The sequence below is a fragment of the Acidovorax sp. GW821-FHT09A11 genome, from assembly GCF_059418365.1.
The window spans coordinates 666,015-682,241 of sequence record NZ_JBWKPS010000003.1; the positions used below are offsets into that span (position 1 = coordinate 666,015).

Sequence of the window (16,227 nt, forward strand, 5' to 3'; positions counted from 1 at the left end):
GGCACGCCATGCGCATCGGAACCCTCAAGGAATCCTACGTCGCCGACGCGGCGCTGTTCGACTCGCGCACGCAGAAGGTCTGGCTCGCCGTGGCCGCCGCGCTGCTGCTGCTGTTCCCCTTCATGGCCAGCGACTACTGGCTGTACCTGGCCTGCCTGGTCAGCATCAACGTCGCCAGCGCCACCGGCCTGAACATCCTCACGGGCTACACGGGCCTGGTGAGCCTGGGGCAGGCGGCCTTCATGGGTCTCGGGGCCTACACCGTGGCCGTGCTGGAGACGCGCGCGGGCACGCCCTTCGTGCTCAACCTGCTGGCCGGCGGCTTCGTGGCCATGCTGGGTGGCATCGTCGTGGGCATCCCCTCGCTGCGTGTCAAGGGCCTGTACCTGGCCATCGCCACCATCGCGGCGTCGTTCATCGCGCACTTCATCTTCGCCAACTGGAAGTTCACGGGTGGCACCGGCGGCCTGAGCGTGCCGCCGGCCAAACTCTTCGGCCTGCCGCTCGATACCTCGTTCCGCCTGTACTGGGTGATCGTGCCGGTCACCGTGCTCATGCTGCTGGGCGCGGCCAACCTGTTTCGCACGCGCGTGGGCCGCGCCTTCATCGCCATCCGCGACCGCGACATCTCGGCCGAGGTGCTGGGCATACCGCTGCTGCGCTACAAGCTGCTGTCGTTCGGGCTGTCCTCGTTCTACGCGGGCGTGGCAGGCGGCCTGTGGGCCTACTTCTTTCGCGTGGTCACACCCGAGAGCTTTCCGCTGCTCATGTCCATCTTCTTCCTGGCGGCCATCATCGTCGGCGGCATGGGCTCCATCCTGGGCGGCATCCTGGGCGCGGTGTTCATGACCATGGTGCCCGAGCTGCTCAAGCTGGTGGTCGCCCTGCTGCCCGGCGGCAACGAGCTCACGGTGTTCCTCTCGCCCGTACGCACCGTGATCTTCGGCCTGCTGATCATCGGATTTCTGGTGTTCGAGCCACAGGGGCTCGCAGAAGTGTGGCGGCGCATTCGCCGCTTTTTCCATCTGTGGCCGTTCCGCAATTGAGAGAGCCGCCACAGCCCATAAAACCATGAAGGAGACAAGCACCATGCCCACCACCACCAACGCATCCCCCATGTCACAGCGCCGCCGCACCCTGCTGCTCGCTGCGGGCGCCACGCTGGCCGCACCGCTCACCGCCACTGCGCAGGCCAGCGGCGAAGACATCGTCATCGGCGGCTCCATCCCACTCACGGGCGTGTTCGCGTTCGCGGGCGTGGGCATCAACGCCGGCATCGGCGACTACGTGAAGATGGTCAACGACGCGGGTGGCATCAAGGGCCGCAAGCTCAAGTACGTGCCCGAGGACACGGGCTACAAGGTCGACGTCTCAGTGGCCGCGTACAAGAAGATCACCAGCCAGAACAAGGTGAACCTCTACTACGGCGACTCCACGGGCTTTGCCAAGACCATCAACCCCGAGCTCGACCGCGCGGGCACCACGCTGATGGCCGGTGCCTCGTTCGCCAGCGAGCTCAACGATCCGAAGAAGTACCCGAACCAGTTCCTCGTGGGCCCGGACTACACCGAGATGTTCGGCATCCTGCTCAAGCACATCGCCAAGGAAAAGCCCGGTGCCAAGGTGGCCTTCGTGTACTCGGACTCCGAATTCGGCCGCGACCCGATCGACAAGAGCGAGGCCACCGCCAAGGCGCTCGGCCTGTCGGTGCCCGTCAAGATCATGACGCCCGCGGGCAGCGTGGACGTCTCGGGCGAGGTCATCAAGCTGCGCCGCGCCGCGCCCGACTACACCATCTTCCACGGCTACATCCTCGCGCCCATCCCCGAGTTCATCACCCAGGGCAAGCAGCAAGGCATGACCAGCAAGTGGATGGGCACCTTCTGGACCATGGACAGCTCCACCGTGATGAAGATGGGCGAGGCCGCCGACGGCTTCATGGGTGTGATGCCCTACCGCTACTACTACGACACCGAGAAGGCGCCCATGCTGGAGAAGATCCGCGCGCTGCGCCCCGAGTACCAGAGCACGGCCTACATCCAGGGCTTTCTCGCCGCCATGCTGTTCACCGAATCGGCCAGGCGCTGCCTGGACGCGGGCAAGCCCCTCGACGGCAAGAACCTCAAGGCCGCGCTCAACAGCATCAAGGACTTCGACACTGGTGGCCTGATCGGCGTGCCGATCACCATCAGCGGCAACTCCATCCCCGTGGGGCGCGTGTACCGCGCGGACATGAAGGCACAGAAGATGGTCGCGGCCTCCGACTGGATCAAACTGTGACCAGCCTGCCATGACCCCGCTCGCCACGCCGGACCACGTCCTCGAAGTCAACAACATCGAGGTCATCTACAACAAGGTCGTACAGGCCCTGCGCGGCCTGTCGCTGGCCGTGCCGCGCGGGCAAATCGTGGCGCTCTTGGGCAGCAACGGCGCGGGCAAGTCCACCACGCTCAAGGCCATCTCGGGCCTGCTGGCGCTCGAAGACGGCACGGTGGAGTCGGGCAGCATCCGCTTCAACAGCCAGCCCACCGCGGGCTTGGCACCGCAGCAGCTGGTGCGCAATGGGCTCTCGCACGTGATGGAGGGGCGCCGCGTGTTCGAGGACCTCACGGTCGAAGAGAACCTGGTGGCCGCGACCTATGCGCTCACGGGCCGCGCCGATGCGAAGCCCGACTTCGACAGCGTCTACAGCTACTTCCCGCGCCTGCACGAGCGCCGCAAGGGCCTGGCCGGGTATCTCTCGGGCGGCGAGCAGCAGATGCTGGCCATCGGCCGCGCCCTCATCGCCCAGCCCCAGCTGATCCTGCTCGACGAGCCCTCGCTGGGCCTGTCGCCCAAGCTGGTGGAAGACATCTTCACCATCATCGCGCGCATCAACGCCGAGCGCGGCACCTCCATGCTGCTGGTGGAGCAGAACGCCACCGTGGCGCTCGCGGTCGCCCACCAGGGCTACATCATGGAGAACGGCAAGATCGTGATCGACGGCTCGGCCGAGCGCCTGGCCAGTGACCCCGACGTGCGCGAGTTCTACCTGGGCATGGGGGGTGGCGGGGAAGCCAAGAGCTTCAAGGACATCAAGCACTACAAGCGCAGGAAGCGTTGGCTGTCATGAACCTCCCGAACCTCACCCTGCCCCAGATGCTGCGCGAGCGCGCACGCACCGAGCCAGCGCGCGTGGCCATCCGGCAAAAGGACTTCGGTATCTGGAAGCCCTTCACCTGGGCCCGCTACCACGAGCGCGCCTGCCACTTCGGCCTGGGCCTGCGCGCGCTCGGCCTGCCGGCCGGCGGCCATGTGGGCGTGATCTCCGAGAACCGCATCGAATGGGTGCTCGCGCAGATGGGCGCGGGCCTGGTCGGTGCGGTCACCGTGGGCGTCTACCCCACCAGCCCCAGCAACGAGGTGGCCTACGTGGTCGGCCATGCCGACATCGAGGTCATGGTCTGCGAAGACCAGGAACAGACCGACAAGCTGCTCGCGGCCCTGCCCGATCTGCCGCGCCTGAAAAAGATCATCGTCATCGAGACCAAGGGCCTGCGCAGCTTCGCACCCGAGGTGCGCGCGCTGATCGCCACCTTTGCCGAGGTGGAGGCGCTGGGCGCCGCATCCGGCCAGCAGGCGCTGGTGGACGAGGCCCTGGCGCGCCAGGCGCTCGACGACGTGGGCCTCATGATCTACACCTCGGGCTCCACCGGCAAGCCCAAGGGCGCGATGATCAGCTACCGCAACATCCGCGGCGTGGTGCCCGGCATCGTCGACCGGCTGCAGCTCGACGCGGCCACCACGCACCTGTCCTATCTGCCGCTGTGCCACGTGGCCGAGCAGATGCTCACCAGCTTCGTTCCGGTGTACATCGGCTCGCAGGTGAACTTCGGCGAGTCCATCCGCACCGTGCAGGAAGACCTGCGCGAGGTGGCGCCCACCATGTTCCTGGGCGTGCCGCGCATCTGGGAGAAGATGCACGCCGCCATCCACATCAAGCTGCAGGAGACCGGGGGCCTGCGCCGCCGGCTGTTCCACCGTGCGGTCGCCGCCTGCCAGCCGCTGGCCGAGAAGCCGCGCAGCGCCTGGAGCCTGGGCGAGCGCCTGGCCTTCGCCGCCAGCTACTGGCTGGTGTTCCGCGCGCTGCAGAACTTCGTCGGCCTGCGCCAGGCGCGCGTGGCCCTCACCGGGGCCGCGCCCATACCGCCCGACGTGGTGCGCTTCTTTCGCGTGCTCGGCCTGCCGCTGGTGGAGGTCTACGGCCTGACCGAATCCACCGGCATGGTCACGGGCCACCGGCTGGACAACGTGGTGGTCGGCACCGTGGGCGTGCCCATCCTGGGCGTGGAGCACCGCATCGCCGACAACGGCGAGCTGCAGCTGCGCGGCGACATGGTGTTCGCGGGCTACTACAAGAACCCCGAGGCCACGGCCGCGAGCATCATCGATGGCTGGCTGCACACCGGCGACGTGGTGCGCGAAGAGCAGGGCCAGATCAAGATCGTGGACCGGCTCAAGGACATCATGATCACCGCCGGCGGCAAGAACCTCACGCCCTCGGAGATCGAGAACACCATGAAGGGCAGCCCCTTCATCAAGGAATGCATCATCGTCGCCGAGGGCCGCAAGTTCGTGGGTGCGCTGGTGATGATCGACTACGAGACCGTGGGCAAGTGGGCCGAGGCCCGGCGCCTGGCGTTCACGCATTTCCGCTCGCTGGTGGAAATGCCCGAGGTGCGCGAGCTCATCGACACCGAGATCCGCCGGGGCAACGAGCGCCTGGCCCAGGTCTCGCAGATCCGCCAGTTCCACCTGCTCACCAAGGAGCTGGACCACGACGACGGCGAGGTCACCGCCACCATGAAGGTGCGCCGCTCGAGCATCTACAAGACCTACGCTGCCGAGATCGAGGCGCTGTACCGGTAGAGAGAAGAAAAAAGGCAGGTCGCGCAGGGCCGTTGTGGGTTTCGTTTGCCATCCTGCTCTCAGCAATGCTATCAATATAGAAGCGTCTTGCGCTTATTCAGCAAGCGCTGGAAGGTATTTTGACCATGAACTCGTCTACCACCGTGCAAGCACCGCCCGCACAAACCCCCCTGCTGCTCGAACGGGATGGCCCCATCGCCACCCTGCGCTTCAACCGCCCCGAGGCACTCAACGCCATCGATGTGCCCATGGCGCAGGCCTTTCTCGCCAGCGTGCAAGCCATTGCCGCCGACCCCACGGTGCGCGCCGTGGTGCTGCGCGGCAACGGCAAGGGCTTCATGGCCGGGGGTGACCTGGCCACGCTGCGGGCCACGCCCGTGCAGGGCGCCATCGACATCCTCACGCCGCTGAACCAGGCCCTGCCGCTGCTGGCGCAGATGAACGCCCCCGTCATCGCCCAGGTGCACGGCGTGGCCGCAGGCGCGGGCCTGAGCCTGCTGCTGATGGCCGACTATGTGCTCGTGGCAGAGGGCACGCGCTTCAACCTGGCCTACATCAACCTGGGCACCAGCTGCGACGTGGGTGCCTCCTGGGCGCTGCCGCGCCTGGTGGGCATGCGCCAGGCGCTGGAGATCGCGCTGCTGGGTGAGGCCTTCACCGCCGAGGATGCGCTGCGCCTCGGCCTGGTCAACCGCGTGGTGCCGGCTGCAGAGCTCGACGCCGCCACCACCGCCATCGCCGAGCGCCTGGCCGCAGGCCCCACCCTGGCCTACGGCGCCATGAAGCGCCTGATGCGCGAGTCGATGGACCGTACCCTGCCCGAGCAACTGGCCGCCGAGGCGCGGGCCTTCGTGCACTGCGCGGGCACGCAGGACTTCCAGGCCGGGGTGGACGCCTTCCACGCGCGCCAGGCACCGCAGTTCACGGGCCGCTGACCTTCCTTTTTCCATCCCGCCTTCCACCTCCCCTTCGCCGAAACTTCCCATGAGCCTTCAAGACGTCTACGTCCTCTCCACCGCCCGCACCGCCATCGGCACCTTTGGCGGCAGCCTCAAGGACGTGCCCAACACCGATCTCGCCACCACTGCCGTGAGGGCCGCCATCGCGCGCAGTGGCCTGCCCGCCGATGCCATCGGCCATGTGGTGATGGGCAACGTGATCCCCACCGACACCAAGGACGCCTACCTGGCCCGCGTGGCCGCCATCGACGCCGGCTGCCCCATCGAGACGCCGGCCTTCAACGTCAACCGCCTGTGCGGCTCGGGCCTGCAGGCCATCATCTCGGCGGCCCAGGCCATCGGTTACGGGGATTGCGACATCGCCATCGGCGGCGGCAGCGAATCCATGAGCCGCGGCCCCTACTTCGACACCGCCGCGCGCTACGGCGCGCGCATGGGCGACGCCAAGAGCATCGACTACATGCTCGGCATCCTGCACGACCCGTGGCAGAAGATGCACATGGGCATCACCGCCGAGAACGTGGCCGAGCGCTACCGCATCGGCCGCGAGATGCAGGACCAACTCGCCGTGCAGAGCCAGCAGCGCGCGGCGCATGCCATCGCGGCGGGCTACTTCCGCGAGCAGCTCGTGCCGGTGGAGATCGCCACGCGCAAGGGCACGGTGGTCTTCGACACCGACGAGCATGTGCGCGCCAACACCACGCTGGAGGTGCTGGCCGGCATGAAGCCCGCGTTCAGGAAGGACGGTTTGGTCACCGCCGGCAATGCCTCGGGCATCAACGACGGCGCCGCCGCCGTGGTGCTGGCCTCGGGCGCACGCGTGTCGGCCCTGGGCCTCACACCCCTGGCCCGCCTGGTGGGCTACGCCCATGCGGGCGTGGAGCCGGCCTACATGGGCATCGGCCCCGTGCCGGCCACGCGCAAGGTCCTGCAGCGCACCGGCCTCACCGTGCAGGACATGGACGTGATCGAGGCCAACGAGGCCTTCGCCGCCCAGGCCTGTGCGGTGATCCAGGAGCTGGGCCTGGACCCGTCCAAGGTCAATCCCAACGGCTCGGGCATTTCGCTGGGCCACCCGGTGGGCGCCACGGGCGCCATCATCACCACCAAGGCCATCGCCGAGCTGCACCGCACCGGCGGACGCTATGCGCTGGTGACCATGTGCATCGGCGGCGGCCAGGGCATCGCGGCGGTGTTCGAGCGGGTGTGAGGGCGGCGCCGTCCCCGCGCTGCCGCCATTCAGGAGTTTTGCCTCCAGCGCTTTCCCATCCACCATCGATTGCTACCAAATAAATAGCAACTGAGTCCCGTGGATCCTGTGAATACGCTTCGCCCTTGCGTGGCGCGGCGCCTGGGCAAGGAGCGAGCCCGGCGCAGTCCCGGGGGCCACTTCGGCTTCCGAGGCCTGTGCCGATCGCGTCAGTATGATCGCGCTGGACAGCGCTCTCCAGCCGGAGCGCCCCGCGTTACTCTCCAGCGATCCCCATGAAAAAACTCTTTCGCATTGCGGCACTGCTTTTCTCCCTGATTCCTTTTGCCAGCAGCGCCGTCGCGGCCCGCCCGGTGTCCAGCATCATCGTGATGCCTTGGGACCTCAGCCAGAACAAGAATCTTCCCGGCGAACTCAAGTCCAAGGGATTCAGCCACGCCACGGTGTACCTGAACTGGTCCGACATCGAGCGCAGCAAAGGCCTGTACGAGTTCAGCCACTACCATGGCCACATGGATGCCCTTGTCAACGGCGGGCTGTCGCTCCTGCTGGTCATCGACATGGGGGGACGGCCCTACAAGGACGAGAGCGGCAAGCTGGTGCCCAACATGTCCACGGTCCCGCAGTGGATCACTGCCGCACATCCCGATGCCGTCATGCGGAATTTCTCGGGCGACCCGAGCTGGCAACCGGATTTCACGGACGACAGGATCAGAAAGCCCGCGCACGCTTTCATCGCGCAAACGGTCGATCATTTTTCCAGGCGCTACCCCGCAAAGGTGCTCGGCTATGCCCTCGGCCTCCAGGAGGAACACGAAATAAAGTATGGGCAGATGGGCTACCAGTGGCGGGACTACAAGGAGTCCACACAGAATGACTTCGCCAGGAAGCACAACAACGCCCGTCAGCCTGTCATCAACTACAACAACAACATTGCCGCAGGGGTGCCCAAAGCGGAACCTCTTTTGCATGCCCACAAGGAGTTTCGGGAAAACCGGCTCCAGGAAGCCACCTGCGCATACACCAAGGTGATCCGGGACAAGGGGGCGCAGGCGATCGGATATTTCGCCGAGACATTCACGTCGCATGACGCCATCTATGCCACCGGCATCGTTGAAAAACTGGCTGGGTGCATCGACATAGCCGTCATCGATTTCAACTTCTACGATGGCTACAGCCTGGTGCCGGATGCAGACGTCCTGCCCACGCTTGCCAACTACATGGGCTCGCTGGGCTACAGGAAAATCATGGTGGGTGCCTACGGTGAGCGATGGGAGGCCGAAAAAAGATCGCGGGAACTGATGCCTGTCATCCAACGCTCCGTCACCCAATCGCTGACGCAGGCCAATGTGATGGGCTACGAGATCGGAGGGTTCGCGCACCAGGCAGGCGGCGGCTCCCTCTCCGCCCTTGACATGGACAAGCTCAATGCCCCATCTGGCCACATAGCGGCAACCAGCACGGCCCCCCGGATCAAGATTGGCATCCTGGGCTCCACGACCAACTTTCACGTCTGGCACGGGGAAAGAAGCGCAGGCAGAAACACCCACCGTGATGCGCTGTTCGCGTCCTACAAGATCCTGAGCAGCGAGCCCGGGATGGATGTGCATGTCATCGGCGAAAAGAACCTTCTGCAGGACGATCCCCTCATCCAGCGCCTGGATGCCATCCTCGTCCCGCACCAGGCTGCCCTGCCACAGAGCATCAAATCCAAGCTGACCACCTACTGGAAAAACGGCGGGTCGCTCATCCAGGACATGCGCCTGGGTGAATTCGACGAAAACGGCAAGCCCACCTTTGACTGGATGCATGAGGTGTTTGGGATTGCCGATATAGAGTGGAAGAAAAACGGGGGCATTTTTTTGATTGATGGGGCCATCTACCGCCTCAAGCCCTCGCGCCGTCTCTATGCGAGCTATGCCGCCATTACCCCCAAGAATGGCTTCAAGGTACTGGCTACAGAGCTGCTGCGAAATGACAAGGGCATCATGGTCCGCGGTGAACGCACCCTGGCGTTCGGCTTTCTTCCCCAGCTTGTCGAAGACCACACTGGCGATGCGTGGAGAAAGTTGTTCGTGAAAGAGATCATGAACACACTGCCGTCTCGCAAGACTGCAGCCGCCGAACGGCAATGAGCGGGACGGGGGAAGATCCTTGTCTTCCAAAAGCACAGAGGGCGCGTTTACTAAGAGTAGGCCGGATGGCTTGCCGCGCAGGCAGCTGAACAGCCCGAGGTCCCTCCATCGATCAGTCTGTGCCGCGCATCTGCATGCGCCATGTAAAAGGTTTCAGGCACAGGGTTCGAATCAAGGTCAGTTCGCCCCCATGGGTATTCTCATGGGTTGAGATCAACTTATTCAGACATCTTTTCTGGCAGTGGTATCTGGTGAGCACATCCACACAGGCTCGATACACATGCACTGAAAAGTATGAAATATTCAATGAATCATTTTCCAATTTTCCTTTCAGTTGTGTACGTAGTACGAAACCACGAACAGCATCTTGAAGGAATTTTGCTGTCCACAACAGCACAATTGTCATCCCTCGTCAGCGACTACGAAATCATAGTCATTGACAAAGCATCTGATGACCAGAGCCTTGTGGTACTCAAAAAATTAACAAGCCAGTCCGGTCTCCCTAATCTACAGGTTTATGCACTCATCAAGGAGGTTGACAACGATACGGCTGCCTGGGTCGGCTTGGAAAATGCCCTTGGAGATTTCATCGCTATTATTGACCCCTTGAAGGATGATATTTCCTTTCTTCCAGAAATGCTGGACAAGGCCGTAAATGGCGCTGATGTAGTTTTTGCCAGCAACGCAAAAAAGGCGAAGCAGGGGATTTTATATGAACTAGCTTATGCGGCCTTCAATAGATTTTACAAGATTTTCAATGGAATTCACCTAGAAAAAGAAGCTCCCCAATATCGCCTGCTGAGCAGACGTGTGGTGAATTTCATTCACCAGCACCCACAACCGGCCATCACCTACCGACATTTGCCTGCCACGGGCGGATTTACTCGCGCAAATATGGAATACAGCAGCGAGCCACACACCCCGCAAGTAAAGAGAGTAGGTGAAAGCATTAATCGGGGAATCAGGCTGCTCGTTTCCACAACGCGCGCGCCCATGCGGCTTGTTACTTTCCTCTCGCTATTTGGTGCCATCGCGAATCTGATCTATTCGATATATGTCGTCGCGATCGGCATCTTCAAAACCAATGTTGCACCCGGCTGGGTGAGCCTTTCCTTACAACAATCGGGAATGTTTTTCCTTATTTCACTGGTATTGTTGGTCCTGGGGGAGTACATATTGCACATGGCAAGCCTTTCCAATGAAGGTCCGCTCTACCATGTAGGACAGGAATTCACCAGCGCTCACATGACACGCCGCGAAAAACTAAACATCGAGGAAGCCGCTTCCCCGCAAGCCCCATCCCCTCGCACAACTGAAAAACAACTGGTGCGGTGATGGATTTCACCCAGAATTGCGATGCTGCGATCATCGGAGGCGGTTTCTACGGCTCGGCGATAGCCATCTACCTGGCCCGTCAGCGGGGCTTCAAGCGAATTGTCCTGATTGAAAAGGAGACTGAACTCCTGACACGTGCGTCCTATCACAACCAGGCACGGGTTCACAATGGTTATCACTATCCACGAAGTTTTACGACCGCCTTCCGTAGCCGGGTTAATTTTCCACGTTTCGTGCAAGATTGGCCTCAGGCCATCACGCGGGATTTCACGAAGTTATACGCCATAGCTCGCAGTAATTCCAAAGTCAATTCAAAACAATTTGAACGCTTCTGCCAGGAGATTGGCGCGACCACAACCCGTGTGGACGGGCCGCTGAGACATCTTTTCAATCCCAAACTTATCGAGGATGTTTTCCTGGTCGAGGAATATGCTTTCGATGCCATGCAGTTGGCTCGGTGGGCTCAACGCGAGCTGAGCGAATGTGGCGTCCACGTGCTCCTGGAAACAAGTGCCACACTCGTAAACAGATCAACCACCGGTGGGATGAAAATATCTCTGGAGAGCACTCATGAGAAAAAACAGACCATCCACAGCAAGTATCTTTTCAATTGCACTTACAGCGGCCTCAATCAACTGAAAGGTGATTACCCCGGCAGCCACACCAAACTGAAGCATGAAATAACTGAACTGGCGCTCATAGAAATGCCTTCAGAAATTAAAAAAATAGGGATTACCGTCATGGATGGCCCCTTCTTTTCGGTGATGCCTTTTCCATCGCAAGGATTGCACACCCTCTCGCATGTTCGATACACGCCGCATTTCAGCTGGGAAGACAAGCAGGATTCAGATCCCTATCAACAGCTTGCCAACTATGATGGTGCTACGCGATTCGACCGCATGATCCGAGACGTAGCCAGGTATATTCCGATAGTCCAGAAATCCAAACACGTTAGATCATTCTTCGAAGTTAAAACCGTACTAAAGAAGAATGAAAATGATGACGGTAGGCCCATTCTCTTTGAAAAATACACCGAATTGCCGGGATGTTATTCCATACTAGGCGGAAAAATAGACAATATCTATGACGCACTGGAAAAACTAGACTCTGAAAATCTCTCGATACCCCAAGGCATTTCATGAAAACAGCACTGATTGGCTTCTCTGGATTTGTGGGCAGCACATTGCTCAAGCAATTTTCGTTTGATGAGCTCTATAGATCAAAAAATATTCAGGATATTCCAGGAAAAAGATTCGACATGGTCGTTTGTGCCGCGGCTCCTGCACAAAAATGGATAGCCAATCGCGAGCCTGAAGCCGACAAGAAAATAGTAGATGCCCTCATCCATCATCTTAATGCAATTGAGTGCGGGAAGTTTATTTTGATCAGCACCGTGGATGTTTTCAAAAAACCTGTGGAGGTGACCGAAGAGACCACGGTCGATGAAGAAGGTTTACATGCCTACGGATTGCATAGGCGTTATCTCGAGAAATTCGTCCAGTCCCGGTTTCCCGAGCATCTCATAGTTAGACTACCGGGATTGGTAGGCCCTGGACTGCGAAAGAACATCGTTTACGATTTTCACAACAGTAACAACCTCAAATCCATTGATAGCCGGAATATTTTTCAATTTTATCCGATGGTCAACCTATGGAGCGATATAGAAATCGCCCTGGCGGCTGAATTGAAATTGGTTCATCTCACGGCAGAACCGGTACGTGTTGAAGAGGTGGCACGCCAAGGCTTCGGCATGCCCTTCCAGAATCATTTGGAAGGCATTCCCGTTAAATATGACATGAGGACTTGCCACGCGTCCCTTTTCGGAAGCCATGGTAGCTATCAATACAGCTGCCGCGAGACCCTTCAGGCGATTCGCTCCTACGCACAATCCGAGCCTTCTTCATCGATCTCCAATCCACACGTGGCTTCATGAGAATATCTTTTTCCAATATTGCGTGGGACACCGCCGAAGACGAAGCGGTGGCCCAGGTCCTCCATGAGCAAGGCGTGGATGCCATCGACATAGCTCCAGCGAAATATTTTCCCCACAATGACACAGTTACTGACAAGGAGATCGCCACCGTCAGGGATTGGTGGGGTGCGCGCGGCATCACCATCGTAGGGATGCAGGCGCTCATGTTTGGTACTACGGGGCTGAACATGTTTGGCGCCGATGAGTCCCGGAGCGCGATGCTCAGCCACCTCGCTTCCATATGCAGGATAGGAAGCTGCTTGGGTGCCACCAAACTGGTCTTCGGCTCTCCCCGGAACAGAGACCGATCAGGATTGGAAGTCAATGAAGCAACAGATCGTGCCGTTTCCTTCTTTCGCACATTGGGAGATATTGCGCAGACCCATGGCGTTGAAATTTGTCTCGAACCGAACCCTCCATCCTATGGGGCCAACTTCATGATAGACAGCACTGAGACAGCGCACGTCGTCAATATTGTTTCGCATCCTGCCATCCGCATGCAGCTGGATACCGGGGCTATGTTCATCAACGGCGAATGCGCTCCCGAGGTGATCGCGCAAAACGCCCATTTGATTGGCCACATTCACGCAAGCGAACCACAATTGTCACCCCTGGGCGACCCGGGAACAGATCATCGTGGCATCAGGGAAGCGCTGATGAACTACTTGCCCAAACACATCCTGACGATAGAAATGCTTGCGACCAGCAATGAGCCGCATCTAGCGGCTATCCAGCGTGCATTGGCCTTTGCAAAAAGCACTTACCAAGTTCAACAAGGCTCTATTTGATGAAATGGGTCATTCTTTTGATGGGTATTGCGGCCAATGCCTCAGCGAGCGTATTGATTAAACTTGCAATGCTGCCTCCCCGAAAATTCCCTTCGCTTTCAGACCCGATGGCAGCATTTACCAACTGGCCATTCTGGCTTGGTCTTGGTCTATACGGTGGAGCATTTCTACTATATGCCGCGGCGCTTGCAAGATTTCCTCTGAATGTTGCCCATCCCATATTAACCAGCGGGGCTGTCGCCACCGTGGCAGTACTCTCAGCCATAGTTTTCAAGGAACCTTTTCATTGGATGACCGTGGCGGGAATATTTTTGGTGATTGCTGGCGTATTCCTTATCTCCTCACGCATTACATGACAACCATGCCAACCATGTCCGACATTGCTCCTGAAGCAAGAGCCTCTTGGCAGATTCCCGACTTTGATGCGCCTCTCTGGTTGGGTCGTGAGCACCCTTGGTGCGTTGTGGTTCCCGTCATCAATGAAGGGGAACGCATTCAGAAGCTGTTGCAGCGCATGCAGGCGTGCGACATTTCGAAGCTGGCTGACATCATCATCGTGGATGGTGGAAGCAGCGACGGTTCCACCAATCCCGCCACCTTGAAGAACCTTGATGTCAGTGGTTTGCTTGTCAAGAAAGGGCCTGGAAAGCTCAGTGCGCAACTACGCTGTGCCTATGCCTTTGCCCTCGACCACGGATATCAGGGAATTGTCACCATCGACGGCAATGACAAAGATGATCCAGAGGCCATTCCGCGCTTCATCCAAGCCCTTCAAAAGGGGGTCGATTTTGTTCAGGCTTCCCGTTTCATTTCAGGCGGAATCGCGGAAAACACGCCGGCGTCTCGATATTTTGCCATTCGATTTATCCACGCCCCCGTTTTAAGCATTGCTTCTGGCTTTCACTGGACAGATACAACCCAGGGCTTCCGGGCCTACAGCAGACAAATGCTCCTGGACAGAAAAATATCTCCCTTCAGGGAAATTTTTTCTGCTTACGAGCTTTTGGCCTATCTCTCGTACAAAGCGCCAAAAGAAGGCTACAAGTGCTTGGAAATTCCCACAACAAGAAGATACCCTGCAGGTGAAGTGCCCACGAAAATAAGCAGCTTCAGAGGAAATATCTCGGTACTTTCAACACTTTTTCGCGCCTGCCTGGGAAAGTATGACGCATAAGGCGCATTGAGCATAAATGAAAAGATTAGTTTATTCCGAGTCCGGAAATAATGGATTCAACTATATTCTCGGCTTCTTGTTCCTGCTGTGCACGATACTAGGGACAAGGTATCAGTATTTTCTTCTCAGGCAGAAGGAATGGGGAGATGAATCAGAAACCATCGTAACAGCCAAGATGATGGCAGCCGGAAAATATCTGTATTCAGAGATATTTAACCATCATGGCCCCCTTACATTTCTATCCGGCGTGGCCATGGAATCCATGGGGGATTTTGGAGTGCGCGGCCATCGGGTTCCCATCGCCCTTTTACAACTCATCAGTCTCTGCGCAATATACTATTCACCCATATTAAAAAATAATACAACACGCATATTTTCCGTTGTTTATGCGTTTTCATTCATAATTTTTCTCATGCCCCTATTCCTGGGGCACATGTATACGTATCAAGCAATTGTCGGACCGCTCATTCTAACAATACTGTTCCTATACACATTTCCTTCAATCATTGATCGAAATCTGTTGACCACGAACAGGGTCTTCGTCGGGTCTTTGCTTCTTTCTTGTCTTCCGTTCCTGGCTGTTACCTACATTCCCATTGCCATTATTCTATTTTTCTCCTCATTGGTGAGGCCATATATATTAACATCAGTAGGTGGAATAATTTCAGGCACGGTGTTGAATCTACTTTTTCTGAATTTCTACGGCTCAGCGAAGGGATATTTAGCATTCCACTTCTATCTAAATTCGGAAATACTTCCGATTTATATAGGAACGCCTTCAATCCTCTCAATCATCCTGTCCGCCTGGGAAAAATTGACAAGTTATCCTCTCACCATCCTGAGCTTGGCAATTACATCCGCAGGAATCTTCAGTCTTTCCCGGCATGAAAATAAAATACCCTGGCGGTCAGGACTTCTAGTCGCTGGCGTTGGCAGCGTGCTAGTCCGGGGCGCTGACTTTCACGGCTTGGCTTACTATTATTTATTTGTTGCCATTTCCATTCTGCCGATGTTAGGGAATATACAGGGATACACACTTTCCCTGAAATACGTCACCCTAGTCATCTGTCTATTTTTCATTGCCAAATCTTCCCTACTCCTTCCAGGAGCGCGGCAAGAATTCAAGGAAAATAGATTACCGACTGAAACCGAATTTTCATTGCTCGTGAAAAAATATACCAACAAAGACGACAAAATAATCGCCTATTCATTCCAGAATTTTCAATACATAGCCTCTGAAAGACTCCCGGCTTCGGGGCATTTTTTCTACCTACCTTGGCAGGAAAAATACAATGAAAACCCCATATTCGGGATCAAGATCGATGCCTGCAAGGAAATATCAGAATACCTTCCCAAAGTCATGCTGATTGACCAATGGAAAGTATGGAGCCTATACCCGTGGGAGGCATATGGAGGTTGTATTCAAAATATACTGGATAATTTCTACAACAAAACCCCCGACCGCCCATACTATATTAGGAAAGATATTCCAGCAGAAGAAGTTCTTCCGAGGGGAAGTAGATGACTCTATTCATTGAACAGGCTATCCAATTTCAGAATTATCGATATCGATTTTCAGGTTCATGCCCCAACTGGTCGGGGGCAGACCAGGGAAGAAATGGCGAAAAATTTTGTGCGGAAGTTCGGCAGTCTGGCGTCCGCAAAACCTCAGGGACACAGATGAAGGGGAACTGAATCCATCCCCTACCACTCAGCAAGTGGCTCAACTCCCGTTTACTCTTTCCT

The 16,227-nt window shown here is 58.1% G+C and carries 14 protein-coding genes; all 14 read left to right on the plus strand.

The genetic code is table 11. The annotated features are described in order from the left end of the window. Positions 1–8: 8 nt before the first annotated feature. Positions 9–1,046, plus strand: coding sequence for a branched-chain amino acid ABC transporter permease (locus tag AC07PV_RS10670; protein WP_218296398.1), 1,038 nt, complete (start codon positions 9–11; stop codon positions 1,044–1,046). 43 nt (positions 1,047–1,089) lie between these two features. Beyond that, on the plus strand, positions 1,090–2,280 hold the full coding sequence (locus tag AC07PV_RS10675; RefSeq protein ID WP_494630194.1) for an ABC transporter substrate-binding protein: 1,191 nt from the start codon (positions 1,090–1,092) through the stop codon (positions 2,278–2,280). Between the two features lie 10 nt (positions 2,281–2,290). Next, the gene (locus AC07PV_RS10680; protein ID WP_494630195.1) at positions 2,291–3,112 is read left to right on the plus strand and encodes an ABC transporter ATP-binding protein; all 822 of its coding nucleotides are present in this window, start codon (positions 2,291–2,293) and stop codon (positions 3,110–3,112) included. Continuing rightward, entirely contained in the window at positions 3,109–4,908 is a 1,800-nt protein-coding gene (locus tag AC07PV_RS10685; protein WP_494630196.1) for an AMP-dependent synthetase/ligase, read from the plus strand. Before AC07PV_RS10680 ends, AC07PV_RS10685 begins: the two co-directional genes overlap by 4 nt. A 125-nt stretch (positions 4,909–5,033) precedes the next feature. Beyond that, positions 5,034–5,843 carry an enoyl-CoA hydratase/isomerase family protein gene (locus AC07PV_RS10690; RefSeq protein WP_494630197.1) on the plus strand — a complete coding sequence of 270 codons (810 nt, stop codon included), beginning with the start codon at positions 5,034–5,036 and terminating at the stop codon, positions 5,841–5,843. 49 nt (positions 5,844–5,892) lie between these two features. Beyond that, entirely contained in the window at positions 5,893–7,077 is a 1,185-nt protein-coding gene (locus tag AC07PV_RS10695) for an acetyl-CoA C-acyltransferase family protein (RefSeq protein WP_218339301.1), read from the plus strand. Between the two features lie 275 nt (positions 7,078–7,352). Beyond that, positions 7,353–9,212, plus strand: coding sequence for a beta-galactosidase (locus AC07PV_RS10700; RefSeq protein ID WP_494630199.1), 1,860 nt, complete (start codon positions 7,353–7,355; stop codon positions 9,210–9,212). A gap of 306 nt (positions 9,213–9,518) precedes the next feature. Continuing rightward, positions 9,519–10,547 carry a glycosyltransferase gene (locus tag AC07PV_RS10705; protein WP_218339303.1) on the plus strand — a complete coding sequence of 343 codons (1,029 nt, stop codon included), beginning with the start codon at positions 9,519–9,521 and terminating at the stop codon, positions 10,545–10,547. Then, the gene (locus AC07PV_RS10710) at positions 10,547–11,689 is read left to right on the plus strand and encodes an FAD-dependent oxidoreductase (protein WP_494630200.1); all 1,143 of its coding nucleotides are present in this window, start codon (positions 10,547–10,549) and stop codon (positions 11,687–11,689) included. The genes AC07PV_RS10705 and AC07PV_RS10710 overlap by 1 nt, the downstream gene beginning before the upstream one ends. Continuing rightward, positions 11,686–12,480 (plus strand): NAD-dependent epimerase/dehydratase family protein, encoded by a 795-nt coding sequence (locus AC07PV_RS10715; protein WP_494630201.1) that lies wholly within the window; start codon positions 11,686–11,688, stop codon positions 12,478–12,480. Before AC07PV_RS10710 ends, AC07PV_RS10715 begins: the two co-directional genes overlap by 4 nt. Continuing rightward, positions 12,477–13,307, plus strand: a complete 831-nt coding sequence (locus AC07PV_RS10720; protein ID WP_218339306.1) for a sugar phosphate isomerase/epimerase family protein — start codon at positions 12,477–12,479, stop codon at positions 13,305–13,307. The genes AC07PV_RS10715 and AC07PV_RS10720 overlap by 4 nt, the downstream gene beginning before the upstream one ends. Next, positions 13,307–13,663 (plus strand): DMT family transporter, encoded by a 357-nt coding sequence (locus AC07PV_RS10725; protein ID WP_218339307.1) that lies wholly within the window; start codon positions 13,307–13,309, stop codon positions 13,661–13,663. Before AC07PV_RS10720 ends, AC07PV_RS10725 begins: the two co-directional genes overlap by 1 nt. Positions 13,664–13,668: 5 nt before the next feature. Continuing rightward, positions 13,669–14,481, plus strand: a complete 813-nt coding sequence (locus AC07PV_RS10730) for a glycosyltransferase family 2 protein (protein WP_218339308.1) — start codon at positions 13,669–13,671, stop codon at positions 14,479–14,481. 16 nt (positions 14,482–14,497) lie between these two features. After that, positions 14,498–16,006: a hypothetical protein gene (locus AC07PV_RS10735; protein ID WP_494630202.1), complete on the plus strand. Its 1,509-nt coding sequence runs from the start codon at positions 14,498–14,500 to the stop codon at positions 16,004–16,006. The last annotated feature ends 221 nt before the right edge of the window (positions 16,007–16,227 follow it).